The sequence below is a fragment of the Nostoc sp. genome, assembly GCF_036917755.1.
Lineage (GTDB): Bacteria > Cyanobacteriota > Cyanobacteriia > Cyanobacteriales > Nostocaceae > Nostoc.
Genome location: NZ_JBALFC010000019.1, coordinates 1 through 25,169, shown reverse-complemented (window position 1 = coordinate 25,169; position 25,169 = coordinate 1). Strand labels below are relative to the sequence as shown.

Genomic DNA, 25,169 nt, shown 5'->3' with positions numbered 1-25,169 from the left:
AGACTGGTCTAATCTTTACGATTCACTCTAGCAATTTATGGGGAATGGGGAGTAGGCATAATCCTAGAAATGCGTCCTTAGTATTTGGCTGATTTGCTCTACCAAACTACATAGAGTCGATTATCCCAGCCACTATGCCACAGTGGTCAATATCTTGTACTATGATTTTTGAGACTGATGGTGTCATGAAAAAAAAATACCATCAATCTCTTCGCTTACCTGCGGCATCTAGAGAGAAACGCTAATTATTATGACTTTACCTATTAAAGAAATTATATTGGCACCGGGAGAAGGTAATCACTTGACGATGGGTAATACACAGGCAATCTTTAAAGCAGTTGGTGCTGATACTCATGGTCATTTAGGTTTATTTGAGTACTTAATACAACCAGGAGGAACCACACCAGATCATGCCGAATACTCTCGGTTTGTTGTAGCGGTACTAGCGATCGCTATTATCCCACTCTTGATCGCGTCGTTTCTCCTTGCCACCGATTATATTTCTAAACATCGTTACTTGCCATTCTCCATATCAGTCGTAGTCTAAATACCTGAAAACTGCTGTAATTTAATCAGTAGTCAGTTTTTCAACTTGGAATTTTGAATTGTTTATGTCTAACCTGCCACCACTCAATATAGAAACAATTTGGGCAATTCTTGACGAGAAACTTGATGATGCCACAGTTAACCAGTTGCTATGGCATTATTTAGGCTATCGCTATGATTCCTCAACTGCACAATGGGACACTAGCCAAGTTACACCAGAATGGCAGAATGAGTACCCACAACCACCAGATTTCATTGAATCTCGCCCCGCAACAGTCAAGTTGACTCGTTCCATTCCTGCGGAAAATAAACAAATGCTAAAAGAAAAACTCGGTTTCAAAGGTTACAAAATTGGTGAATTTGGGCCTCGGCAAACTCGCAGAGCGACGGCGGCCAATTGGTTGTTAAGTTATCTGCAACAAACTAACGACAAAATAAAAAACTCCACCCACAAGGGGATGGAGTTTTTGGGCATGGGGAAGAAGTTACCTGTTTGGCCTATGCCCTATGCCCCAAGCGGCGCTTTGAGCAACCTCGACCACCCACTCAAGGGAATTGAGTTTCCCGCCGCTTTCAATTAAGTAATCTGATCAGCATATATTTGGCAAATAATATCCTATTTTTCCCGAATATCTGCTGTATTAGAATTTAATTAAAAACTATTAATTTATTTACTGAATTTTTGCAGTTAGATGTAATAAGATTTTAAAATTAGTAGTTTTATAGGTAAAATCTGTAATACAGTAAATCTGTATTTTAGTCAATTAATAAATGCTATAAACAGTCAAAAATAAAAAAATATGGTTAAGTTTTATAAATTCTTTATAAATTCTTCCTGAAGATAGAAGCACTCATTATCTAATTATTTCTCTAGAGCGATTTGCAAATTCAATTGAACATCAGAGAATAATTCTATCAACCCTTGATATTAGAAATACTTCTATGGCAAAGCCAATTGAATTTAATTTATTTGCACCTTACAACAAAGGAGCCGCATTAATTGGTTCTTTTTCTGATTGGCAAGAAATTCCAATGGAAAAAGGTGATGATGGTTATTTCCGTACAAGTGTTGAACTAGAAGACGGCGTTTATAAATATAAATTCCGCGTCCAGTCAAATTCATGGTTTTTTGAACCAGAACAATGGGTTGATGTTACAGACCCCTATGCAACTGATATAGATGAACAAAGTGGAAAAGATGATGGTGTTATCCGAGTCAAAGATGGCAAAAGGATTACCGATACTTATATTTGGCAACATGATGATAAACCTTTACCTGCTGACCGCGAATTAGTAATTTATGAATTGCACGTCGGTGACTTTTCTGGTGGCGAGGATGACCCTTATGCACGAGGCAAGTACAAACACGTCGTTGAAAAGTTAGATTATTTGTGCGAACTAGGAATCAACGCTATTGAGTTGATGCCACTTAAAGAATATCCGGGTGATTATAGTTGGGGTTATAATCCCCGCCACTTTTTTGCAACAGAATCTAGTTATGGTTCAACTGCTGAGTTGAAAAATTTGATTGATGAGTGTCATGCCAGAGGTATTCGCGTAATTATTGACGGTATTTATAACCATTCAGAAGCATCTGCTCCTTTAACACAAATTGACCACGATTATTGGTATCATCACGAACCTCGTGACCCTGATAATAACTGGGGGCCTGAATTTAATTATGAACATTATGACGAAAAATTAGATATTAATCCAGCGTGGAAATTTATTGGTGATACAATCCGTTTTTGGATATCAGAATATCATCTTGATGGTATTCGCTATGATGCGGCGCGGCAAATTGCTAACTACGACTTCATGCACCGGATTGTTCAAGAAGCGAAAAAAACTGCTGGCACGAAGCCTTTTTACAACGTTGCCGAACACATTCCTGAAACTACCAGCATTACCAATGTAGATGGACCAATGGATGGTTGCTGGCATGATAGTTTCTATCATTGCATTTTAGAACATATCTGCGGTGATACATTTGATTTAGAGCGTCTAAAAGATGTCATTGACTGCAAGCGCCAAGGCTTCTTGGGTGCCACCAATGTAGTAAATTACCTCACGAACCATGACCATAACCATGTCATGGTTGAATTGGGAAACCGTGAGATTTTTGACGAAGAAGCCTTTAGGCGGGCTAAATTAGGAGTAGCCATCCTCATGACTGCTGTTGGCGTACCTTTGATTTGGATGGGAGAGGAATTTGGCGAGTATAAACCGAAACAACCTGAATCAGCCAAAATCGATTGGACGCTGTTAGGTAATGATCTAAATCGTAGTTTATTTGATTCATACAAAGGCTTAACCAACCTGCGTAAGAATAATCATGCTCTCTACACTGAAAATATTGATTTTATCCACGAAAATGCAGAGGCAAAAGTATTAGCTTATACTCGTTGGAATGATGAAGGTTCTCGTGTAGTCGTAATAGCAAATTTCTCAGAAAACTTCCTAGCTGGCTATCATGTTCCTAACTTTCCTAGCCCTGGTACATGGCACGAGTGGATAGGCAATTATGATGTCGAAGCTGGTGATGATGGCATCATAACTGACTTGGGGCCATACGAAGCTAAGGTTTTTGTATGGCAGTAATGATATATACTACCACTGATACCATTTCAGACAAACCCTGATACATATAGATTTCTCGTCGGGGCACAGCAAAAGCTCATTGGTGTCAACTTAAAGTTAAAAGGGCGGTTAGAAACCGCGTCTACACGAGGCAAAACCCACCTTTCCTTGCGGAACGCTACGCGAACGTGGGTTAAGAATCCTTGATTTTGTATTAGTCCACGGAGGTGGACTTCGTTTGTGTAGCCGCGTTCGCGTCAGTGTGCCGGAGGCTCTATTCTATTCGCCAAGGCTTAAGTTGACACAAATGAGCATTGCTGTGCCCCTACCAACGTATTTGTATCATTATTAAAGTGAAACGGTATGAGTCAGTAGTCTAATAGTTAGTAAAGAAAAAGGGGAAAATATTCCCCCTTTTTCAGTTAATATCTTACTCATATACAGCTTAATTAGAAATTTGTCAAGTAAAAAAGAAGCTATTTTAAAATTTCATGGGTTTGTGTTACACTTTTGAGTTGAAGTGCGGATATAAAATTGCCAGAGCATCCCCATGCACAACAAATTATTTAATAGTAATATCGACAACGCTAACATTGAGAATGATCGCGTTTTGTTAACTCCTAATGAAGTCAAATCAAAATTACCTTTAACACAATTAGCCGAACAAAGAGTTTTAGCATATAGGCAGAAAATAGAAGATATCCTAGATTTTCAAGATCGCCGAAAATTTATAGTAGTTGGCCCATGCTCAATCCACGACCCAAAAGCAGCGCTCGAATATTCTGAGAGGTTGAAAATATTGGCCGAGCGAGTCCAGGATAACCTGCTACTAATTATGCGAGTATACTTTGAAAAACCAAGAACAACCGTCGGTTGGAAAGGGTTAATTAACGATCCAGATATGGATGATTCTTTCCATGTAGAGAATGGGTTATTAATTGCACGGGAGCTATTATTAAAAATTACAGAGTTGGGATTACCTGCTGGTACAGAAGCACTAGATCCAATCATACCTCAATACATTAGTGAACTCATTACATGGTCTGCGATTGGAGCGCGCACAACCGAATCACAAACTCACCGCGAAATGGCAAGTGGACTTTCGATGCCTGTAGGTTTTAAAAATGGTACTGACGGCAATATTCAAGTAGCTTTGAATGCCCTACAATCAGCAGGAAACCCGCATAATTTTCTGGGAATTAATCAAAACGGACAGGTTAGCGTCTTTCAAACTAAAGGTAATGCCTACGGTCATGTAATTTTAAGAGGTGGGACTCAGCCCAACTTTGATCCAGCAAATGTCAAACTGGTAGAAGAGAAATTAAAACAGGCAAATTTACCACCGAGAATTGTGATTGACTGTAGCCACGGCAATAGCAATAAAGATTACAAATTGCAAGGTGCTGTCTTAGAACATATTGTTCAGCAAATAGTGGATGGTAATACATCAATAGTTGGCATGATGCTGGAATCGCATTTGTATGAAGGTAGTCAACCAATTACTGGTAAACAAGAAGAATTAAAATATGGTGTTTCTGTAACTGATAAATGTATTGGCTGGGAAGAAACTGAAAAAATTATTTTGGCTGCTCACGAAAAACTTAAATAAAACCAAGAAGTAGAGGCGCACAGGTATCATAAGCTGTTGCGCCTTTAATTTGCACTAATATTTTTTTCAATATGACTGTGGGGTGGGCGACACGAGAACCGGTAGCCCAAGGCGGGCAAGATGCCCACCCCACAAGATTGGATAATTTATTTGTTGTCAGTCCCTTAGATAAAATCATTTTTCAGACTATTGATAGACCCTGATATCCGTAGAAAGATAGAAAGAATGCTTCAGCGAATCAGGTAACATCAATATTAATCCTTATAATTGATGTGTTTATTCAGATTTTTCTTTCAGTGGTCTTAGTTCTCACAAGTATTACCCCGTTTCTCCTGCGGGGTTTTTCTTTGAATTAGCGATGTCTACGACCAGCTTTGCTTACGCCAGCAATTGACTAAGCCTGTAATGCCTTAAACCACTTATTTAAAACTGTGCTGATGGTTTTCTTAATCTGATGGTTACGGCTCCATTTCTGGAATGCCATTTCATACTCTTCGCCTTTGGTTTGAAAGGTATTCCAGACATCAAGCCCTACAGGTAATCCGCAGAATAGCAAAATGTACAGTGACCAAGAAATTCCGCCACCAGCGATTAAATCGACCAGTATCAAAAAGCCATTGAAAATTGCATAATTGCCTAGTCGCTTCTGAAATCTTCTGATGCGGTAGGCGTCAAAAGCTTTTCGCTGTTGGACTTGGCCTTGTTGTACTAACCAATCACCTTCTGCTAATTTTAAAGACTCAGGTGAAATTTCTAACTCAGCAGCAATCTCTAATATCTGCTCATAAGAAAATTCTGTATCTTTGTCATCAGCTTGACGTGCGATCGCTAAGTGTAGAATTTGTTGTACATCTTCTTGGCTATAATAGCGGATGCTCTTAGGTTCAAATTCCGTCATAACTAATATCTCTTAGTGTTATTTTTAATAATTCCTTGCCCGATAGCTGTAACACAGCTACGCCATCATCAACACAATTCGCGCTAAATCTACACTAGCAAATCTAGACAGCGCAGGAGGTAGAGATTTCAAGACTGAAAACCTCTATTTAAAGATACTCAAATCCCCAGAATGGTTGATAGACAATGATTGTAGGTCTTGGTTACTCGTAAACTTAAAATAACTAAAAAATAATTTATAAATTAATACTATGGACTCATTCATAATCTTAGTTGTCAAACGGTAACTCTAATCTTCTAATCTAAGGATGTAATTCAATGGTTGAAGAAAATGGATCGATTCGTACCTTATCGGTTGATATTGGCGGTAGTGGCGTTAAGGCTATGGTTTTGGATATTACGGGGAATCCTGTAACCGAAAGGGCGCGTTTAGATACACCCCAACCTGCTACACCAGATGTTGTAATTAATGCAATTGTTGTGTTAGCAACTGCTCAAGGTGAATTTCATCGCGTTTCGGTCGGTTTTCCCGGTGTGGTGCGGTCTGGAATCACCGAAACAGCAGTAAACTTACATCCAGATTGGATCGGATTCGATTTGGAAACAGCATTATTAAAACACTTAAACAAGCCTGTACGGGTGATTAATGATGCAGATATGCAGGGGTTTGGTGCGATCGCTCTTAAAGGTGTAGAATTGGTGATTACTCTGGGTACAGGGTTTGGTTCAGCTTTATTTGTGGATGGTAAGCTAGTGCCGAATATGGAAATGGGACATCATCCGTTTCGCAAAGGACAGACTTTCGAGCAGCAGTTGGGGCGTGCAGAGTTAGAAAAAATTGGTGAGAAAAGATGGAATAGGCGTTTAGAAAAAGCGATCGCATCCTTGGAACATCTATTCAATTATGATTACCTTTATATTGGCGGTGGTGAAGCTGTGAGAGTGAATTTACAGCTACCGTTAAATGTCAAACTTATCCCCAATATCACTGGTTTATTAGGCGGTATTGCTTTGTGGCGAGATGAGAAAAGGTAAAAAATTTTTCAGTATGCACTATCTCAGACAGCAGCAATGTTGTTGGTTAAAAGAAATATTGGTTGAAGTAAAATGAAGCACAATGACTGAAATTGACCTGATGATGACGGGCGTGTTAACAATAAGACAAGCATCTGAGGCCAATTTGGCACAGCAGCAATTATTTCAGATGGAAAATGAGGTAAACCAGTCAAAACAGAGTCAGTTAGAGATAACTGCTAAAGTCACACCACCTGAATTCATGCAGACAGATGGGATTTCCCAGGCTTCTCCCTCTGCGATCGCAGTAGAAAAAGAACATATACTTCAGAAAATCAGCAAAAAGAACCCGCGACTAGCTTTGTCTAACTTAGGTGAGTCTAAAGAGTACTCTCAGTCTGGAGGTAAAGTCCGTGCAAAGGCTACAGGGCGCTTCCAAAAGTTTAGTAGCCAACCTATGCCGACTCTTTATTTCGGTGGCTCTGGTGTTGCTGTCAGTGCCTTACAACGGCTGTTAGTGTCCAACGGTTATGCCGTTAAAGTGGATGGGGTTTTTGGCGCACTGACAGAGACTGCTGTCAAAGCTTTTCAAAATCAGCGGAATTTAAGAGTGGATGGAATAGTTGGTCAACGAACCTGGCAGGCGTTGACAATTTAGTTAGGAGTTAGGAGAGACGCGATTAATCGCGTCTGTACAGGAGTTAGGAGAGACGCGATTAATCGCGTCTGTACAGGAAGTTTGGAGTTATATCATGTCCGGGCAATTATTAAGCATAATACCCGGAACCCCACCCCGCCAAAGCTGCGCTTTAGCTCCCCTCCCCGCTGGCAGGGAGGGGTTGGGGGTGGGGTTCTTCGGGTTTAATAAGTAATCAAGCGGACATAATATTAGGAGTTAGGAAAATTTGTTATTTTCATAACTCCTAACTCCTAACTCTTCACTCCTCACTCCTAACTTATTTCACTACTCCTAACTTATTATCGATACTTGTGCTGCTCTAATAGCTGTTGCGCTCTTGGCTTGTAAATTAAATAGAACAAAGCCTCAATATAACGCAACAAATCTTCCCGATTTTCCTTCGAGGTAAAGTTCCAGAAGCCATAAATCCGTGCTAATGATAACAGCTTGGTAGTGTGAATTTTCCAAGTATAGGAAGTGTAAACTCGCTCAATTCCTCGCTGCGAGATTTCATTCCAAGAGTTAGGATTATGTTCGCATTTAGTGATAAAGTCCACAATTTTTGCGGCTGTTTCGTCTAAATTTGTTGGGTTAATGTAAAAGCCATTAACCTTATCTTGAATAATCTCCAGTGGTCCACCAAACTGTGTGGCAAAAGTGGGTAATCCTGAAACCATCGCCTCTAAAATTGTCAAACCAAAAGCTTCAAATAAAGCTGGTTGTACAAAAATTCCCTGATGATCGGCAATCACTCGGTAAATTTCACCAGAATCAGTTTTAGACAGGCGCACACCCAGCCAACGAATCTTCCCGTGGAGATTGTACTGGTCAATTACTTGGTAGAGTTTGATAATTTGGTCGCGTTCTTCGTTGTCGCCTGATTCTTCGACACGTAACTTACCCGCAACCAAAATTAAGTTGCAATGCTCTTGTAATTCTTGACTTTGACCAAAGCATTCAGCTAAACCTGTAAGGTTTTTAATGTGGTCGAGACGCGCCATTGAGAAGAGAGGACGCTTGTTAGGATCGTCGAGTTTGCCAAAGATTTGCGCGGGGTCTTCCAGAGTAAATAGTGTTTCTGCAAGGCGTTGGCGATCGCTCTCCACTCGGTCTTGAGTCTGCGAGTAAGGGAAATAGTAATTTTCGTTCACTCCCGGCGGTACGACATTAAATTTGGGACTAAATAATTCAATCCCATTCGTTACATGGTACAACTCCGGCATGGTGAAACATTTGTAAGACTCGTACTGTCCCACACTATCCGGTGTCCCGACAATTTCTTGGTAGGTGCTGCTGATAACAAAATTAGCAGCATTCATCGCAATTAAATCAGCAGTGAATTGCAAGGAAAAATGATATTTATCTTCCAAATCTTGCCAGTAGAGGTTACTGAATAAGTATTTAGATTTTTCCAAAGCATGGGCAACATTGCATTGGGTAACTTTCAACCGTCGCGCCAACAAAAACGCTACTAAATTACCATCAGAATAGTTACCAACTATTAAGTCAGGTGTGCCATGAAATTCTGCCCGTAGTTCTCTTTCTGAGTCAATGGCGAAAGTTTCTAGATAAGGCCAAAACTCAAACCGAGAAATCCAGTTTTGAGTCATGTTGGGATTAAATTCCCGTAAAGGCACTCGCAAAATCCAGGCATTTTCGCTACCGAGGACTTTTTCTAGCCGTTGATTACAAAGGGTGCCATCACTATTGGGAATCAAGCGGGTGAGAATAATTACCTTTGGCTGGACATTCAATCCCTCTAAACCCGCAAGCAGGACATCTTCTTGTAGCTGCTTCTCTAGGCTCTTTGCTTGATCCAGGACGTAAACTACCTGACCGCCAGTATCGGGACGCCCCAAAACGCCCTCTTGCCCAAACCAACCGTGAGCTGACACTAAGACGATTTTAAAAATCATCGGAACACGAGAAATGAAGGCTTCTAAGGTTTGAGGGTCGGGAGAATCAATCAATTCATCAAGAATATTTAGGGTTTCCCGCACTCGCCCTGCGGTGTTACCCCAACCCGGTTCAAAACCCATTGTTTGCAATTGGAGCCGCAATTGTTCGTAGGGTTGATCATCAGGGCGATTATTAACAAAAGCGATAGCTTTCTTAACTTGCTCGGAAAGTTGCTGCTGTGATTGAATGCGATCGTTGATCAGCAGTTGAACACCGTTGTAGTGGTGCAGGCGCAAGAAATTAAATAAGCTGTCCAGCAATTGTTTGGAGTCTTGAAATAGTTGGCTGGATAGATAGCGGTTGAGAAACTGTACCCCCTTACCAATATTTTTGGGGTCGCGGATGACTGGGGTGTAGTCATAAAACGGGCCGAAATCCAATTCTAGCAGGCCACCGTCGTTAGGATGAGATTTATTCACCAAGCGATCGCGCAAATCCAACAGATCCTGCACCGTCATCGGCTCAATGCTCAAGTCTGATGTCAACCAATAAACTTCTTGGCTAGCAATCTTAGAACGGATAATGAAACAAAAGTTTGAGTCTTCCTGAATAATTTCCTGAGTATAGTAAATAAGTTTACCTAACTCAGAGGAAGTGTAAAAAGCCTCTGGTTTCTGGGACTTTGAGCAATACTCACTATATACATTCAGTATGTCGTTCCGCAGCAAGTACTTCTTTTCTTGTTGGCGTAATTCACTAATAAAGGAACGCAAATCACTTCTTTCTTCACTATCTAAGACTGCTTGAAGCAATTCAGACATAGCAACTCCACTAGATGATGATGTTTGCATTGTTAACTTTTAAGGCGAGACAAATAAGCCTCCACCTTTTCTTGAACCACATATAAACACGAAATAACACAGATAAATCATATTTATCTGTGTACTACAAGTATCAACTTTTCAGATGGCACTTAAATCATGTTCTACTTTCTTTAAAGTATCTATGACTCACTATTTTTGGATCTAACTAAAGGAATACAATTTTTATTTCTTTTGATAGACGTTAGGAAAAAACTTGCTATTATCTATTTACCAAGGGGGAAACAAAAGTTAATAATTAAGCTTTAAGCTAAACTATTCACTTGAAGTTAAATGAATTAAAATCAATTTTTATTCTAGTATAGACTAATCCTTATTTGCCCTAGTTATAATTTCAGCAAAGGTTGTTTAAACTAGGTCAATTTATATGGCTACCAATACACATAAGTTAACAGCTTATGACCACAGTATAGGCAACATCCTGATTATATCTTTACTTGCCTTCTGTGGACTGACTTTTTTCATTCTTCTAGGCATTTTCTAACAATTGAATGTGTGTTCAAAAAGTTCTGATGCTCAAATTCCCGACTTCTTGGAGAAGTCGGGAATCTTAATATAAAAAGGGCATAAATAATTTAAGGTTTATAGTCAGCGGCTTTAGCCCAATTTTCACGGCTAGAGCCGCTTACTACGAGCTAATTTAATTAAATTTACATTGCGTAACATAGTTTGATTGATTTTTGCCGAATTACTTGTAAATATTTTTACCCTATGACATGGCGTAGACACTTACTCCTGCAAAGAAACAAACTACGCGGAGCGTCTCCAACAGTTGTGGGTTATCGTAAGACATCGCATACCTAATTTTCATTTAGAAAGTAGATTTGCTTATATACATCAACTTCTTGATAAGATAAGCTAATTAATCATCGTGGGTTTGCGATCCTTTCAAGTCCATGAACTCGTAGATGGCAGATCCTTGCTAAAGTAATGGTTATGAATGTTCAGAACCACAACCCATCTTTTATAGGAATATATGGATCAGTATGAAATTATGTAGGGCGAACGATGGGAATTGAACCCACGAATGGTGGTACCACAAACCACTGCCTTAACCACTTGGCTACGCTCGCCATTCAACAATTTCGATTATAGCAATAATTTGGCAAGCGATCAAGTGTTTTTGTTTAAGGAACGCACTCAGTTGATTTAGAGTCTCTGGAATCTAACGATTACAAGGAATTTTACTTGGCAAACATGAAACCCTTAACCATCATTGCATATACTGGAGCAGCAGCAGGACTCGCCGTTTTGGGTGTGGCAATGGCGAAGACCAATCCTAGTCAGGTTGAATATGAAGAATATGCAGTGCAACGGCTGACAAAATACTTAAAAACCGATGTATGTAAAAAAACTACGAATATTATAGAAAATTTAATCCGTTTTAATTGTGATAAGTTGGTTGACTCGGCTAACCCGCAAATCCAAGAAATTGTTACGAGGACTACAGAAAGACAAAATTACATTATTTTTAGCATTTACCGTACAGATTTAAAAATAAATTCTTGGATGCCTTCATACAAATTTGAAACAGTGGCAGCCTTTGATCAATTTTATACTTACACTGCTGAACAACAATAAGACAAGCAGTAGGCGGAGAATATAAAGGTATTGTAACTTCTTTTAATTTTATTCTTGATGCTTTGTTGTAAGCTGCTTTTTAGAAGGAGTTGCATTTCTGCTAAACTTGTATTAATTTTAATAAAAATAAGGAAATGTATTTTTTACTTGACTATTAGAGCATTCATAACGTATTTTTTAGATGAGATGATTTCAAGTAAAAAATATGTCTAGCAAGCATAGAGCTATTAATCCTCCTAATTTACCTTTATATGAAACAATGAATAAAGGTATACCAGATAACCAATTATATGAATTAGAAAGCTATCAAAATGTACATTTATCAAATTGCCAGATTGAGGGAACGAAAGGAGTAGATTTTCAGTATGCATACTTTGATAATGTTAAATCTATAAATACTTACTTTAAAAAACTTACTCTACAAGATGTTAGAATTGCTAAAAGTGATTTTGCCAATACTGAATGGGAAGAAGGTTCACTTAATAGAGTTGAATTTATTAACTGTAGATTGCTGGGATTTCAAGCAATAAAGTCCAGATTCAAAAATGTTATTTTTAAAGGCTGTCAAGGACAATTATCACAATTTAATTCAAGTAAATTTGATCATGCTATTTTTGACAATTGTATCCTTGAAGATTCTACATTTATAGAATCTTCTCTGATAAATGTAAAATTTATAAATTGCCAAATGAATAATGTTATCCTTACTGATGCTAAATTTAAAAACACAGATTTTCGAGGTTCTAATATAGAGGGTTTACAAATTAATATAAATCAGCTTCAAGGTGCAGTTTTAGATGTATTCCAAGCGGCTTATATTCTTCAAAGGTATGCAAATGTAATAGTTAAAGCTGTTGATGAAGAAACAACGGATAATGCATAAAAGTTGAAAGTAAGTTTTAATTTGTCGTTGTAAAAGACAACAACCCTACTACATCAGCCTTCTCTTTATCCTCTTTTTTTAGTGAAGGTATTGTTAGTAATTGATCATAATTTCAATAATTATCAGAGTAGTTAATTATTCCCAGCTTTATCTTAAATAAGAGTAGTAACTAAGAGTTCAAGCTTTACCAATGTCATCTGCCTACCTGTTAGTATCTCACGGAAGTCGCGATCGCCGCCCAGAAATTGCTATGCAGCAACTAGCAAGGCTGGTATGTCACAAATTGCCAAAAAACTCCAATTCATCAAATGGCGAACATCTGGTTGGCATAGCTGCTTTAGAAATGAGCCCTCAGCCTTTACATGAGCAGATTCAACAATTTGCCAAGAGCGCTTTTGGCGATACCTGCGGCGGGCTATGCCTACGCGGATTGTCTCAAAACGAGAATCGTCTCAAAATTGTACCGCTATTTCTGCTGCCGGGAGTGCATGTCATGACAGATATTCCCGCCGAAGTAGCACTAGCACAACAGGCTGTTGGTCAAGATATGATCATTGAGTTGCAACCATATTTAGGCTCTCACCCCAATTTAGAGAAATTGCTGTCAAAGCAAATAGCTGCTATAAAAGCAGAAGTATGGATTCTATTAGCTCATGGTAGCCGTCGCCCAGGTTCTCAAGAAACTGTGTCAGCAATGGCGGCGAGTTTGGGAGCAATGGATGCTTATTGGTCTGTACCTCCTAGTTTAGAATCACGGGTGAAAGAGTTGGTAGCTGCTGGTTATAAAGAAATTGCAATTTTGCCATACTTTTTATTCGCTGGTGGAATAACCGATGCGATCGCTGCCTCAATAGAGGAGCTAAAATTACAATTTTCTGCGGTAAATTTCCAATTGGCGCAGCCCTTGGGAGCAAGTGCAGAATTAGCCGAGCTAATTTGGGATTTAACAGATAGATGAACCGCACAGAAAAACAGGAGAATAAGTATTTGGGAAAGGTTTATTTAGTAGGTGCGGGGCCAGGAGATCCAGGACTAATTACCCTGAAGGCGAAAGGTTTATTGGAATGTGCAGATGTAGTTATCTATGATGCCTTAGTCAGTCCAGCAATTCTGGCAATGATTAATCCCCAAGCAGAGCAAATTAATGCTGGTAAGCGGAGGGGGAAACATTCGCTGTTCCAGTCAGAAACGACTCAATTGCTGATTGATAAAGCGCAGGATCATGCAATTGTGGTGCGGTTAAAGGGTGGCGATCCGTTTATTTTTGGTCGCGGTGGCGAAGAGATGGCAGAATTAGTCAATGCTGGAATATCAACGGAAGTTGTGCCCGGTATCACATCGGGGATTGCCGCCGCCGCCTATGCAGGTATCCCTTTGACTCATCGGCTATATAGTTCTTCAGTAACATTTGTTACTGGTCATGAAGCGGTGGGTAAGTATAGACCGATAGTGAATTGGAGTGCGATCGCTCACGGTTCCGAAACTATTGTAATTTATATGGGAATTCACAATCTGCCTTATATTGTGGAACAATTAAGTGCAGCTGGGTTGAATTTAGAAACGCCCATTGCTTTGGTGCGCTGGGGTACGCGGCCAGAACAAGAAGAATTGATTGGGACTTTAGAAACAATTGTAAAGCAGGTAGAGCAAACTGGATTTGGTGCGCCGGCGATCGCAGTCATTGGACAAGTAGTAAATATGCACAGCATTTTGTCTGGTTGTCGTCCAGTTTGATAGTTTGCACAAAAAAATAAAAATCACAAGGATAGAGAAAACCAGTGCGATTCGTTGTTTAGTGAATCACGGCAAACAGTCCGTACATAACTAAGCCAGCCCGACAGCAGATTACTGTCACTAAAGGCTGAACTCTCGGTCAGATGCAAGTGTAAGCCTTGCCATTCAGACTCAGAATTGACTCCTTATCTGCCCACACCGAACAAGCTCGGTTCTTGTAGAGTGAAGCTCTTAACTGGGCGCAATCAGACGACCGTTGCGGGTTGACACTGGCGCTAACAGGGAGTTCCTATGATGAAACAGAGCCTGTGATCCGCGCCCACCAACACGCAGGTGGTGGAAAAAAAGGGGCGCAGAAGACGAGAAACTAGGTCGTTCTCGCGGTGGTTTTAGTACGAAAATACACATACGTTGTGAGGGTAAAGGTAAACCGATAACTTTTCTTCTGAGTCCAGGTCAACGCAACGAGTCAATTTTTCTTGAACAATTAATGGAACAAGGTGCTGTTAAGCGTTCTGGTCGGGGTCGTCCACGTTTACGCCCTGTAAGATTGGTTGGAGACAAAGGCTATACAGGTCGTCGAATACGTAATTACTTACGCCGTCGTGGTATTCGTCTTACTATCCCACGGCTCTCAAATGAACCACGCCGAGGTTCTTTTAGCCGTGAAATTTACCGTCAACGCAATATTGTTGAACGCGCTATCAACATAACTCAAGCAATTTCGCCGCATCGCTACCCGATATGAGAAACTTGCTGCAAATTATACAGCCATGATTACGATCGCCTCCATTCTCTTGTGGTTATAGTTTGAAAACACGCCCTAGTCCTATAAGTAGACACTCAGCGATCGCATCCTGTTTAAATCACAAATGGTTCAAGTTCGCGGTTATACCACTCATCTTCAACCCGTTCAGTAATCAGTGGTCTGATAATAAACTTGGGTGGGCGACCATCCAAAACATCAATCCGCACACATGAGTAAGGCAGTCGGTTCTGAAAATTGTAGTCATGACGACCCACAAAAAGCATTGAATCTGCAACTTTCCGAATAGGTTTACCTGCAATTTCTGTAAAAGTCTCCATCAATTCAGTCCCCCCTCGCCGTTGATAGCGGGGACGATGACCACTACCACCAGAGATAATGCAGTTAATGTGGGAGTCAGCAAATCCGGTATCAGTTGTGCAAAGATGCTCGAAACAGTGAGCGTGGCCATTTAAAATCAAATCAACTATAGGACGTTCTTTAATTAGAGAACCAAGATTTTGTGCCACTTGTTCAAACACCCAGCGCAAGCGGTGGCGAACCGCCAAAGTTTGTGCCTGATTCCACTTGGTAGCTTCTGTGACGTAGGGTGGATGGTGGAAAAAGATTACACGTCCTCGCACCTCCGAGGTGTTCCAAGATTCGATTAGTCTGCTTCGCAACCATTCAAGTTGTTCAAAGTCGATCGCAGGCATTTTATGAGATGCTAGTTGTTTTTCAATATCGATTTTGATCTCGTTTATTTGGTCTAATTTGGCACTAAGCTCATCAAGTTGTTCCGCGTCGGTGGGTTTATCTGGGTTGAGGCGATCGCATATTCCCAAAATCTGCAATTCTTCTCGATCTATTTCCTGGCGACGCTTTTGCAATTCCCGGCGGTAAATTTCCCCTTCTTCAGTTGCAGGTAAAGGTGATGGTGTATTAAAGGTATTAGAATCCAGTGCGAAAAAATCAATCCCGCCGTAACGGAAAGTGTAATAACGATTCGGTAAGCGGGTAAAATCTCCAGGTTCGTAACGCAAACAGCGCCCTGTGTCAGTCTTAGCAGTATAGTGTTGATCTAAATGACGTTCTAATTCTGGGGTAGACATCGCCCCTGTATAGTCCAAAAACGCCCGTGCATAAGCATTGCCTTGATACGATCCATGCCAGCCAATCTCAATATCTTTGTAGCGCAACAAGCGACGCAGTGGTAAGGTAGTTCCAGTCAGCCAACGGTACATCAATGGCACATCGTAGTAATCATGATTACCAAGTACTGGCAAAAATGGCAGATTAAACACCATGCGATCGTAGGAAATGCCTTTGGGATTGTTGCCACCGACAAGAAATTCCCGGTAAGGCTCAATAAAGTTTGTCGAGTAATATTCTTGGGAACCCACCACATAAATTACATCCCCTGTGTGTAACACAAAACTGCAATCATCGCGGTGAGGCAGCATAAGTTCGGCAACCTTTCGTTGGGGGTGGTGTCGAGAATGGGATTTGGTGCCGGAATCACCGATAACCATAAACGAAAATTCTGGACTATCCTGCCTGCGATCGTCAATCACCATGCTGGTTTGGTCAATTCCCCGTTGCACAAAACTTGGATGCATCCACCGCACCCGTTCCTTCATCTTTTGAATTTTTACAGGAATCGGTGGCTCGGAAATCAATTTCATGGCTGATAACTCTTGAATGCCTAATGCCCATGCCGATTGTAACGAAATAATAAGGGTTTTATAAGAAGAATTCAGAACTCAGGAGTCAGAATTCAGTATGAATTGTGTACGAGCGGCCTACAGTGCTCTTTGCATACATAGCTAGTATGATCATAATAAACATAATACTCTTGCATCTATGAAAAATGCGATCGCTCTTAAGCTCTCCGTTAGTATCGCTCATCAAACGGCATTATTATTTATATGCTCGATACTACTAATAGCCTGTAGCAAAAGTGGCAATACTGGTGCAAATTCTGCAAATAGTCCAACAGCAACAACAGGTATAGTTGATGCTATTCCTATCGGGATTGCTTTTGCCCAAACAAGCAATATAGCATTACTTGGTCAAGAAGGAACTGATGGAGTCAAAATTGCCGAAAAGTATTTTAATGATCAAGGTGGTATCAATGGTAAACCAATTAAATTAGTATATCAAGATACTGGTGGCGATGAAGTTGGAGCGATTAATGCCTTTCAAACTTTAATTAATAAAGATAAAGTTGTTGCCATTGTTGGCCCTACCCTATCACAACAAGCTTTTAGCGCTGACCCCATAGCAGAACGTAATCAAGTTCCAGTTATGGGAGCATCAAATACCGCTAAAGGGATTCCCGAAATCGGTGATTATGTTGCTCGTGTTTCTTCATCTGTTGCTGTCGTCGCTCCTTATTCGGTGAAAGCTGCACTCAAGCAAAATTCTCAAATCAAAAGAGTAGCTGTATTCTACGCTCAAAATGATGCTTTTAATAAGTCGGAAACAGAAATTTTTCAGAAGACAGTTAAAGATTTAGGATTGAATTTAGTAACAGTACAAAAATTTCAAACCACAGATACCGATTTTCAAAGTCAAGCCAGCGATGCGATTAATTTAAAACCAGACTTAGTGATTATATCCGGGTTAGCGGTAGATGGAGGTAATTTAGTTAAACAACTACGGGAACTTGGTTATAAAGGAATAATTATTGGTGGCAATGGTTTTAACACATCTCATATATTTTCTGTGTGCAGAGAGCTTTGTGATGGCGTGATTATTGCTCAAGCCTACAGTCCTGTATATCCCAGTAAAATTAACACTGCATTTCGTCAAGCCTACATTGAACAATATCGTCGAGAACCACCCCAAGTCAGCGCTCAAGCTTTTACCGCCTTGCAAGTATATGTAGAAGCTCTAGAATCTTTGGATAAAAAAAGCAAAATTAACAAATTGACACTGCCCCAATTGCGTACACAATTAAATCAGGAGTTACTCAAAGGAAAGTATCAAACTCCTCTTGGTGAAATTGCTTTTACACCAGTAGGTGATGTCATTCAGAAAGAGTTTTACGTTGCCCAACTGAAGATGGAACCAAACGGCGTCAATGGCAAATTTTCTTTCTTAAGCGTAAAGTAGTACTTTCTTTAGCTAGTTTTGCGGGTTTTTAGTAAGCACTAAAATGCTTATAAGAATCGATTCAAATATCCCTAAAGTTCATGATAAAAAGAATTCAAAACATCAAAGTCCACTGCCACTTTTTTGTAAGTAGGGAACCCGCGCCAGGCACTTCTCTCTCTTGAAAAGGTGTTCATCCGCGAAACACGCAGAGGCTGGACTTCTCTACGAGAGGCTGCGCCAACGGCAAGGCTACCTCGACTGCGCTCGGCACAAGTCAGTGACCACGCGAACAATTTTGAATTGTTAATTAGTGTTCTTGTCCCGTTGGTCGAATGAGGATTTCGTTGACATTAACGTGCGGTGGTTGAGTGAGAGCGTAAACGATCGCAGCAGCAATGTCTTCGCTTTGCAGAGGTTGAATTGACTTGCGTCGTTCTTCGATCCGTTGTTTGGCAACGGGATCGGTAATTTGGTCGTCAATTTCCGTATCCACCAAACCTGGTTCGATAATGGTGACGCGGATGTTATCCTTGTGGACTTCTTGGCGCAATGCTTCAGAGAGGGCATTGACACCCCATTTGGTAGCATTATAAACACCTAAACCCGCCCGCGCTGTCCGGCCAGCCACCGAGGAAATATTGACTATATGCCCAGATTTTTGCGCCTTCAACAGAGGCAAAACAGCATGAGTAGCATATAGCAGTCCTAGTACATTCAGGTCAAACGATCGCCGCCAGTCTGAGCTATTCCCAGCTTCAATGGTGCCGAGTAAGGCAATCCCTGCATTATTCACAAGGATATCGACCCTTCCCAATTCTGCATTTGCCTTTGCCACCAAGTTATTTACCTGGGTTTCGTCAGCCACATCGGTGATAATAGGTAATGCCTTGCCACCACTAGCTTCTATGCGTTCTGCTAAAGCCTTCAGGCGATCGCCACGTCTAGCAGCGAGTACTACTGTTGCTCCAACTGAAGCCAAGGCGATCGCAGTTGCTTCTCCAATTCCGGCGGAAGCGCCAGTGATAATTGCTACTTTTCCCTCTAATTTCCCTGTCATCGGATTATCTAATTCCTTAGTAATTGATAATTTACCACAGTACGGGTTTTGCCAATGCAGACAAACAACGCATAATGTTAGTATCATCCAAACTAACCAAAATTACCTGAAATATACTGTATTATTTGCGTTACTTAGTAACTTCAAGATAAAAAGGATTTCTCAAAATGGATTCTTTCGGTATTTACACCCTTGCTAATGACGTAGTATTTGACCAACTAGTAGCTTTGCTAAATAGTATTGAGGCAAATGTTAGCGCAGATATTCCGATTTGTATTATTCCTTATGATGAGCGACTAGACCTAGTTAGGCAAGAAATTAATTCTCGAAAGAATGTAATCCTGTTTGATAATTGGGACGTAATTCAACGCTGGGAAAAATTTGCTCACCAAGTTTGGGCGGCTCATCCCAGAGAGAAAGAGACAAAAGTATCACGTCCTAGTTGGTACAAAAGTCATTTACAAAGAAAATTTGTTGCCTTTGAGGGTATTTTTGATAAATTTGTATTTTATGACGCTGATAGCTTGGCAATGAAGCCACTCAATAATCTAATTGACAAGCTAGAAACATCCGATTTTATTTTTGATGATTGGGAACATCTTAAGGATAGGTCTGTTGCAGCGTTAGATATTTCAGTTATAGAAGAAACTGGACTATATACAGAAGCAGATATACGTAGTAAGCTGCATTGCTCCAGCTTTTTTGGCTCTAAACGAGGGTTATTTCCTGTTGAAGAAATTGAAATAATCAAAGAGCGATTAATTACTCATAGGGAAGTTGAATGGATTAATAGACATGGATGGTGGGATGATGCTTTTTTGTTTAATTATATGACTTTGCGCTGCGATCGCCCCCTGTTTAACTTTACACTTAGCTCCAATGGTCAAGATAGAACAGGCAACTGCGCTAATGCAGATCCCTTCGTCAATATTAATAATGTTCTTTACAATCAAGATGGCTTAAAACCAATTCACCGTATTCATTATATGAGCTATTATTCTCGTGACTTTGCCCGTTTATGTCAAGGAGAAGATATCAATATCTGTTATAGAGATGAGTTCTTATACTATCGCTTTCTCAAACACCCAGAACAAAGACCAAAACAACTAAGACCAGCTAGTATGATTACAAAAACTAGTATTGTTTTCAACAAAATAGTGCAGAAACTTCAAAGAAGTATACGCTAAAATAATTCTAGTATAGATTATGCCAAAAATTAGTGTTTGTATTCCTACTTTTAATCGTGTCTGTCTCCTGCCTTATGCGATCGCCAGTGTACTAAATCAGTCTGAGCAAGACTTTGAGCTAATTGTTTGTGATGACGGTTCTAGCGATCGCACACCTGAGTTAATATCACAGTACACAGACCACCGGATTAAATATGTCCGTCATCCGCAAAATATTGGTAAAAGTAATAATATGCGATCGGGCTTTGATGCTGCCAGTGGTGAATATTTTATTAAATTTGATGATGATGATCGGCTAACACCCGATTTTCTCGCAAGTACCGCAGCTATTCTTGCTCAAGATTCTAGCATTGATTTTGTTGGTACAGACCATTGGATAATTGATATTGATAATGTGCGGGATGAGATAAAAACTCAAGAAAATTCTCATCGCTGGGGTAGGAATAATTTACCAGCAGGTGTTGTAGATAATTTATTGGAAGTTGTATTTATTCACCAAAGCTTTCAAATTGGGGCGACATTATTTCGCCGTAAAACATTGCAAGAATTGGGATTTATGCAGCCAAATCTGCAAAATTGTGAGGATAATGATTTATTTGTGCGTCTAGCTTGGGCTGGTAAAAAGGGCTATTATTTACCAGAATTATTGATGGAATATCGCTACCATGCAGAGCAGCAAGGTATCAATCGAGCCATTCCTTATTTATTTGATAAACTCCGTTATTTAGAAAGTTATAAGTTTGAATCTGAAAAAATAGAGACAATCAGGAAAAATCGTCTAACTGAAACGCAATTATTATTAGGTTTGCGTTTAATTGAAAAGGGTGAAACGCAAAAAGGCAGAGAGCTAGTTTTGGCAGGAAAGTCTTTTTCAACTGCTAAGGCTTGGATTGGTTTAGGATTATCGCTGTTACCAGTTGGGTTGCGAGGTAAGGCGTTTAATGCACTGCGACAGGTGCGGGGTTAGAAAATACAGCAGAATTCAAGAGTCAGGAGTTAGTAAATTTACTATTCCATGACTGTATACGATTACCTATACTGTCATGTATTGCTAAGGCGAAGGTGCATTAACTGAGGTTTAATAGAGCTACTAGCTATTGCGTATATCTGTAAAATTTTTTACCTTATCATAAGTAGCTTTCGCAAAATTTTTAATCTTATGTTCACTGCCTGATTCAGACGATTTCTTAAGATTTTGCCATGTTAAAACTTTGCCTGATTGTTTCCAATATTTAATAGCTTCCCATGCAGCATTTCTTTGATTTTTAGTTGCGCCACCTTCCTCTAAGGCACTCTTGATTTCTTCCTCATTTGCTATCACCAAATTCAACTTTGGTGGAGGAAGCACTTCTTTAATAACTACTGTAAGTGTTTCCAATGCAGATGATATATTTTCAAGTCGGCTTTCAATTCCTCTGAATTTTTCTTCAGAATCTGATTTTTCTGTATTACCTAAACTATTTGAAACTAATTGATTTATTTTGGTATAAATTGGTTTGAGCTTTTGATCAATTAAACTACTAATATCAGTTTCTCCTTTTACACTATTTTCACCATCAATTGAATAGCCAAGTAACTGCTGCATTTCTTCTTTAGCCGCAGCAGCTTGCTCATCATTCATATCAAATACCCAAACCCATAGCTTTTCAATCTCAATTTCTTTAGCAATAAGACACCAATCAACGCCATAGACAACTTCGTATTCCTCTTCTTCACTATACGCCTCAGTACGACGCACAATTAGAGGAATTAAATTACTTTTGTGTTGAGTCAGAGTCTCTTCTATTAGCTGGCGTCTTTCTAGGGAAATATTCTGCTGTTCAGACGCTGATATAGCAATCTGGAAAGTATAAACTTGACCATGACTAATTGGTTCAATGCCCAAGTTTGCGCGAATACGGGCGCGACGTTCTGAACTATCCATTATTTTTTGAATCTCCAGTAGTAATTTTAATCAAATGTTGAGCTAGATTGGTGTAGCGTTCTAGAACTTTTTGTGCAGCCTCTTTTTCTTGAGAAGCAAGCGTGTTGTCAAATTCGCCTTGGTACAGTGGATATCCTTTATCTTGACAAATAGAAACTATATTTAAACGTGGAATCCAAGTGCTTTCAGGAAAAAGTTCCACTTTGTTACTCCCGCCACTCTTCTCAAGAATCTCGAAAAGTCTGACAACCATAGACTTATTGTAGTTGGACGATTTTTGGTCGTACATACTAACGGCTATTCCCAAAATTGGTAGAGGTTCATCTTTTAATTGCTCTATTTCGTTTGTTCGATCTAGCACATATTCTAAAGCTCGAATTGCGTAGGCTGATAACTGGGTGGGAATAAGAATAGCTGATGATGCCATTAATGATATGCTGTTAACTTTGCCGAAAGAGGGAGGCGGATCAATAAATACGAAATCGTAATCATGCTTTTTCAGCTTTTTTGCAAGTAGGCGATCACTATCTACTGTTTGGTTAAGCGTAGTTTCCATTCGACTTAGGCGTATATGTGATGGAACCAAGTCTAATTGAACATCTCCCCAATTAGTTGTAATGATTGTGTCCTCTAATTTAGTTCTTGGTTCAGTCAGTAGATGGGTAATATCTTTTTTACCTTGTTTTTCAAGATCATCTAAAGGATCTATTCCTAATCCCATTGTTAGATTAGCTTGAGCGTCAATATCAATCAGCAACACTCGCTTACCTAGCTTGTTGAGAGCAGCAGCAAGGTTGATAGTCGTTGTAGTTTTACCTACGCCACCTTTGTTATTAAATACAGTAATAATCATCGATTTGCGTTCCTCCTTAGTTTCTGAAACTATTTTTTTTTCTTCACTCGTTTGCTGTGTTGGAATGGGAGAAGTTTTAGCTTTGTTGAATAAGCCAAACATATCTTCTTGTTGCACCTCTTTTGAGATTAAATTTAAAAACTGTAACCTAATATTTTGTTGATTTTTATACAGAGTAGAAGTAAAGTTTAAATAAGTTTTTTTGGATAAAATTTTGTAAAATGACCTATATTTATGAATAAGTGTGGCTTGGGAATACTCTACAATCGTTGTAATTTTTTCGTTATAGTTATAAAGTATACGAAAATCATAGCCGTTGGTTAACAGTCCGATAACAGATCCAGTGTGGCGCATGTAATTATTAATTTGCCAAACGCTGTGGGCAATTTTTTTACTGGGTGCTTTAACTTCAATAATTAAATAGGCAGGTTTTATTAAAGCGGAGTCTGGTTGACCCACTAGGAAGTCAAGCTTAGATTGGAGAATTACTACTTGAGACTGCCAATCAGTATTGCTGTAACCAAGGATATGCAAGAGGGGAACTACTACCTTTTGCTCTACATCGGATTCGTTACTATTTGGAGCGATCGCTTGAAAAATATTTTGCAGTGTCGAGCCATAGTCAGCAATCATACTAGCACCGAGAGGCATCTAACTTTACAATTCTATCCGCTAATTTATCCCTTGTAAAAATTTTCCCACTAGCAGAGGCTAGATTAACTACAGTGGTTGTCTTAACAACGCCGCCTTTATTGTGGTAAATTACAATCGTTTTCATTCGGCATAGCTCAGGATTAAAAGGCAATATTTTTATACCTCTAAATAACTCTGGGAGTTGGGACAAAACCTGATATTTGCTCGATTATGGCATAGCCTTAATTATTTGGAGTGATATAAATCACTTGGAAATAGATAAATAATCATCATTAAATTAGTATTTTTGCTGATATAATAATCGCTTCTTATAGCTAGCCATATTCAAAATTAACAGGCTATGTATGTATTTCTCCATTACCCCTGTAAATAGCTAGAATCAAAGTGTTTACTTAAGCTATTTGCGCTAAAGGTTTTGGCTACTGTATCTTGTCCTCACTGCCATCAACTTGTTAATAGTCAAGCTATTAATTGTCCCTATTGCCGGACGACACTCAAAGCTTACGGCCATCCCGGTATTCCACTGCACCGCGCCACTGGGGACGGGTATCTGTGCGACACCTGCACATATCAGGCTGATAATACTTGCAATTTTCCCCAGCGTCCCTATGCTAAAGACTGTACCCTCTACCAAAATATTGAAGAGACAAAGTTAGAGTTGCAACAGCAGCGTTACACTAACACTTTTGCGGTAACTGTGAAAATTTGGGTAAAACAGAATCAGGCTTTGCTGTTACTTTTGGGTTTATTATTGGCCTGTTTGTTCTTCAGTCTGGTAACTTAGGAACGTGGATTAAATAAAATGCAAAACTTCATCTTGTCTCTAGCCTCCCTCTCCTTATAAAGGAGAGGGATTGAGGGTGAGGTAAGCCAGGGACATAAATTGTATGTTATTTAACTCTTATTCCTTAGTACAGAATTTCATAAGTTCATAGCGAATTAAAATTGGCAAAACTCAGCGCTCCTCTGCGTTTAAAAAAACAAGGGTCGAAGTGTGGGCTACCTCGGCTGCGCTCGGCACAAGTCATACCGTAATGATACAAATACGTTGGTAGGGGCACAGCAATGCTGTGCCCCTACGAGAAATATGTATCAGGGTTTGTCTGAAATGGTATCAGTGACCATCGTAGACATCGCATTCACAAAAGTTTAGTTAATTTTACTTAGATTATTTGAAAATTTCCGGTAGCAAATCAGATTATAAGTTCGTTACAACAATTGTTGCAATCACTTAAACGTTTCTTATATATGAAGGAGTATTTGTTGCAAAGCATTAAGCGTTTGTAGCAACGGCTTATATGTTTACAGGAAATACTTAAACGTTTCTTATATATGGAGGAGTATTTG

General features: G+C 39.6%; 20 protein-coding genes, 1 tRNA gene and 2 pseudogenes. 15 read left to right on the top strand and 8 right to left on the bottom strand.

The window, feature by feature from the left end; all coding sequences use genetic code 11:
- Positions 1-250: 250 nt before the first annotated feature.
- The 4 genes and pseudogenes from V7L05_RS06330 to V7L05_RS06315 all read left to right on the top strand — a co-directional run bounded on the left by V7L05_RS06330 (position 251) and on the right by V7L05_RS06315 (position 4,735).
- Positions 251-547, top strand: coding sequence for a hypothetical protein (locus V7L05_RS06330; RefSeq protein ID WP_335162841.1), 297 nt, complete (start codon positions 251-253; stop codon positions 545-547).
- Positions 548-611: 64 nt separating this feature from the next.
- Positions 612-968, top strand: a pseudogene (locus tag V7L05_RS06325) (DUF1823 family protein); the annotation flags it as partial.
- A 520-nt stretch (positions 969-1,488) separates the two neighbouring features.
- The gene (locus V7L05_RS06320; protein ID WP_335162838.1) at positions 1,489-3,147 is read left to right on the top strand and encodes an alpha-amylase family glycosyl hydrolase; all 1,659 of its coding nucleotides are present in this window, start codon (positions 1,489-1,491) and stop codon (positions 3,145-3,147) included.
- Between the two features lie 529 nt (positions 3,148-3,676).
- Positions 3,677-4,735, top strand: coding sequence for a 3-deoxy-7-phosphoheptulonate synthase (locus V7L05_RS06315; protein WP_335162836.1), 1,059 nt, complete (start codon positions 3,677-3,679; stop codon positions 4,733-4,735).
- A 394-nt stretch (positions 4,736-5,129) separates the two neighbouring features.
- On the opposite strand, the gene V7L05_RS06310 is transcribed toward V7L05_RS06315, so the two are convergent.
- Positions 5,130-5,633 carry a 2TM domain-containing protein gene (locus tag V7L05_RS06310; protein WP_335162834.1) on the bottom strand — a complete coding sequence of 168 codons (504 nt, stop codon included), beginning with the start codon at positions 5,631-5,633 and terminating at the stop codon, positions 5,130-5,132.
- 317 nt (positions 5,634-5,950) lie between these two features.
- Between V7L05_RS06310 and V7L05_RS06305 the strand changes: the two genes are divergently transcribed.
- Both V7L05_RS06305 and V7L05_RS06300 read left to right on the top strand, forming a co-directional pair.
- The gene (locus tag V7L05_RS06305; protein ID WP_335162832.1) at positions 5,951-6,667 is read left to right on the top strand and encodes an ROK family protein; all 717 of its coding nucleotides are present in this window, start codon (positions 5,951-5,953) and stop codon (positions 6,665-6,667) included.
- Positions 6,668-6,749: 82 nt separating this feature from the next.
- Complete coding sequence (locus V7L05_RS06300) at positions 6,750-7,304, top strand: peptidoglycan-binding domain-containing protein (protein WP_335162830.1); 555 nt, start codon at positions 6,750-6,752, stop codon at positions 7,302-7,304.
- A gap of 320 nt (positions 7,305-7,624) precedes the next feature.
- Here V7L05_RS06300 and V7L05_RS06295 read toward each other — a convergent pair whose 3' ends face one another.
- Positions 7,625-10,045, bottom strand: a complete 2,421-nt coding sequence (locus V7L05_RS06295; protein ID WP_335163063.1) for a sucrose synthase — start codon at positions 10,043-10,045, stop codon at positions 7,625-7,627.
- A gap of 1,060 nt (positions 10,046-11,105) precedes the next feature.
- A tRNA-His gene (locus V7L05_RS06290) sits at positions 11,106-11,178 on the bottom strand.
- Between the two features lie 124 nt (positions 11,179-11,302).
- On the opposite strand from V7L05_RS06290, the gene V7L05_RS06285 reads away from it, so the two are divergent.
- The 5 genes and pseudogenes from V7L05_RS06285 to V7L05_RS06265 all read left to right on the top strand — a co-directional run.
- Positions 11,303-11,686, top strand: coding sequence for a DUF4359 domain-containing protein (locus tag V7L05_RS06285; protein ID WP_335162828.1), 384 nt, complete (start codon positions 11,303-11,305; stop codon positions 11,684-11,686).
- Between the two features lie 205 nt (positions 11,687-11,891).
- Complete coding sequence (locus tag V7L05_RS06280) at positions 11,892-12,569, top strand: pentapeptide repeat-containing protein (RefSeq protein WP_335162826.1); 678 nt, start codon at positions 11,892-11,894, stop codon at positions 12,567-12,569.
- Between the two features lie 190 nt (positions 12,570-12,759).
- Positions 12,760-13,527, top strand: coding sequence for a sirohydrochlorin chelatase (locus tag V7L05_RS06275; RefSeq protein WP_335162824.1), 768 nt, complete (start codon positions 12,760-12,762; stop codon positions 13,525-13,527).
- Complete coding sequence (gene cobA / locus V7L05_RS06270; RefSeq protein ID WP_335162822.1) at positions 13,524-14,303, top strand: uroporphyrinogen-III C-methyltransferase; 780 nt, start codon at positions 13,524-13,526, stop codon at positions 14,301-14,303. The genes V7L05_RS06275 and cobA overlap by 4 nt, the downstream gene beginning before the upstream one ends.
- A 376-nt stretch (positions 14,304-14,679) precedes the next feature.
- Positions 14,680-15,051 (top strand): annotated as a pseudogene (locus V7L05_RS06265) (transposase); the annotation flags it as partial.
- A 113-nt stretch (positions 15,052-15,164) separates the two neighbouring features.
- On the opposite strand, the gene V7L05_RS06260 reads toward V7L05_RS06265, so the two are convergent.
- Positions 15,165-16,733, bottom strand: coding sequence for a metallophosphoesterase family protein (locus V7L05_RS06260; RefSeq protein ID WP_335162820.1), 1,569 nt, complete (start codon positions 16,731-16,733; stop codon positions 15,165-15,167).
- Positions 16,734-16,911: 178 nt separating this feature from the next.
- On the opposite strand from V7L05_RS06260, the gene V7L05_RS06255 reads away from it, so the two are divergent.
- Positions 16,912-18,165 (top strand): ABC transporter substrate-binding protein, encoded by a 1,254-nt coding sequence (locus tag V7L05_RS06255; RefSeq protein WP_335162818.1) that lies wholly within the window; start codon positions 16,912-16,914, stop codon positions 18,163-18,165.
- 289 nt (positions 18,166-18,454) lie between these two features.
- Here the strand turns inward: V7L05_RS06255 and V7L05_RS06250 are convergent, their stop codons facing one another.
- The gene (locus V7L05_RS06250) at positions 18,455-19,291 is read right to left on the bottom strand and encodes an SDR family oxidoreductase (protein ID WP_335162816.1); all 837 of its coding nucleotides are present in this window, start codon (positions 19,289-19,291) and stop codon (positions 18,455-18,457) included.
- An 80-nt stretch (positions 19,292-19,371) separates the two neighbouring features.
- Between V7L05_RS06250 and V7L05_RS06245 the strand changes: the two genes are divergently transcribed.
- Together V7L05_RS06245 and V7L05_RS06240 are read left to right on the top strand one after the other, a co-directional pair.
- Positions 19,372-20,391: an Npun_R2821/Npun_R2822 family protein gene (locus V7L05_RS06245; RefSeq protein WP_335162814.1), complete on the top strand. Its 1,020-nt coding sequence runs from the start codon at positions 19,372-19,374 to the stop codon at positions 20,389-20,391.
- A gap of 19 nt (positions 20,392-20,410) precedes the next feature.
- The gene (locus V7L05_RS06240) at positions 20,411-21,358 is read left to right on the top strand and encodes a glycosyltransferase family 2 protein (RefSeq protein WP_335162812.1); all 948 of its coding nucleotides are present in this window, start codon (positions 20,411-20,413) and stop codon (positions 21,356-21,358) included.
- 123 nt (positions 21,359-21,481) lie between these two features.
- Here the strand turns inward: V7L05_RS06240 and V7L05_RS06235 are convergent, their stop codons facing one another.
- Genes V7L05_RS06235 through V7L05_RS34625 form a run of 3 tightly spaced genes read right to left on the bottom strand, consistent with a single transcriptional unit; the run spans position 21,482 to position 23,946 of the window.
- The gene (locus tag V7L05_RS06235) at positions 21,482-22,315 is read right to left on the bottom strand and encodes a hypothetical protein (RefSeq protein ID WP_335162810.1); all 834 of its coding nucleotides are present in this window, start codon (positions 22,313-22,315) and stop codon (positions 21,482-21,484) included.
- Positions 22,308-23,801 carry an AAA family ATPase gene (locus V7L05_RS06230; protein ID WP_335162808.1) on the bottom strand — a complete coding sequence of 498 codons (1,494 nt, stop codon included), beginning with the start codon at positions 23,799-23,801 and terminating at the stop codon, positions 22,308-22,310. The genes V7L05_RS06235 and V7L05_RS06230 overlap by 8 nt, the downstream gene beginning before the upstream one ends.
- 1 nt (position 23,802) lies before the next feature.
- On the bottom strand, positions 23,803-23,946 hold the full coding sequence (locus V7L05_RS34625; protein ID WP_442937129.1) for an AAA family ATPase: 144 nt from the start codon (positions 23,944-23,946) through the stop codon (positions 23,803-23,805).
- A gap of 291 nt (positions 23,947-24,237) precedes the next feature.
- Between V7L05_RS34625 and V7L05_RS06220 the strand changes: the two genes are divergently transcribed.
- On the top strand, positions 24,238-24,606 hold the full coding sequence (locus V7L05_RS06220) for a zinc ribbon domain-containing protein (protein WP_335162806.1): 369 nt from the start codon (positions 24,238-24,240) through the stop codon (positions 24,604-24,606).
- The last annotated feature ends 563 nt before the right edge of the window (positions 24,607-25,169 follow it).

Coding starts and splice junctions, on each gene's coding strand:
- V7L05_RS06320 (WP_335162838.1), top strand. CDS start 1,489: ATGGCAAAGCCAATTGAATTTAATTTATTTGCACCTTACAACAAAGGA.
- V7L05_RS06300 (WP_335162830.1), top strand. CDS start 6,750: ATGACTGAAATTGACCTGATGATGACGGGCGTGTTAACAATAAGACAA.
- V7L05_RS06285 (WP_335162828.1), top strand. CDS start 11,303: ATGAAACCCTTAACCATCATTGCATATACTGGAGCAGCAGCAGGACTC.
- V7L05_RS06295 (WP_335163063.1), bottom strand. CDS start 10,045: ATGTCTGAATTGCTTCAAGCAGTCTTAGATAGTGAAGAAAGAAGTGAT.
- V7L05_RS06315 (WP_335162836.1), top strand. CDS start 3,677: ATGCACAACAAATTATTTAATAGTAATATCGACAACGCTAACATTGAG.
- V7L05_RS06305 (WP_335162832.1), top strand. CDS start 5,951: ATGGTTGAAGAAAATGGATCGATTCGTACCTTATCGGTTGATATTGGC.
- cobA (WP_335162822.1), top strand. CDS start 13,524: ATGAACCGCACAGAAAAACAGGAGAATAAGTATTTGGGAAAGGTTTAT.
- V7L05_RS34625 (WP_442937129.1), bottom strand. CDS start 23,946: ATGAAAACGATTGTAATTTACCACAATAAAGGCGGCGTTGTTAAGACA.
- V7L05_RS06245 (WP_335162814.1), top strand. CDS start 19,372: ATGGATTCTTTCGGTATTTACACCCTTGCTAATGACGTAGTATTTGAC.
- V7L05_RS06275 (WP_335162824.1), top strand. CDS start 12,760: ATGTCATCTGCCTACCTGTTAGTATCTCACGGAAGTCGCGATCGCCGC.
- V7L05_RS06240 (WP_335162812.1), top strand. CDS start 20,411: ATGCCAAAAATTAGTGTTTGTATTCCTACTTTTAATCGTGTCTGTCTC.
- V7L05_RS06330 (WP_335162841.1), top strand. CDS start 251: ATGACTTTACCTATTAAAGAAATTATATTGGCACCGGGAGAAGGTAAT.
- V7L05_RS06260 (WP_335162820.1), bottom strand. CDS start 16,733: ATGAAATTGATTTCCGAGCCACCGATTCCTGTAAAAATTCAAAAGATG.
- V7L05_RS06235 (WP_335162810.1), bottom strand. CDS start 22,315: ATGGATAGTTCAGAACGTCGCGCCCGTATTCGCGCAAACTTGGGCATT.
- V7L05_RS06230 (WP_335162808.1), bottom strand. CDS start 23,801: ATGATTGCTGACTATGGCTCGACACTGCAAAATATTTTTCAAGCGATC.
- V7L05_RS06280 (WP_335162826.1), top strand. CDS start 11,892: ATGTCTAGCAAGCATAGAGCTATTAATCCTCCTAATTTACCTTTATAT.
- V7L05_RS06255 (WP_335162818.1), top strand. CDS start 16,912: ATGAAAAATGCGATCGCTCTTAAGCTCTCCGTTAGTATCGCTCATCAA.
- V7L05_RS06250 (WP_335162816.1), bottom strand. CDS start 19,291: ATGATACTAACATTATGCGTTGTTTGTCTGCATTGGCAAAACCCGTAC.
- V7L05_RS06310 (WP_335162834.1), bottom strand. CDS start 5,633: ATGACGGAATTTGAACCTAAGAGCATCCGCTATTATAGCCAAGAAGAT.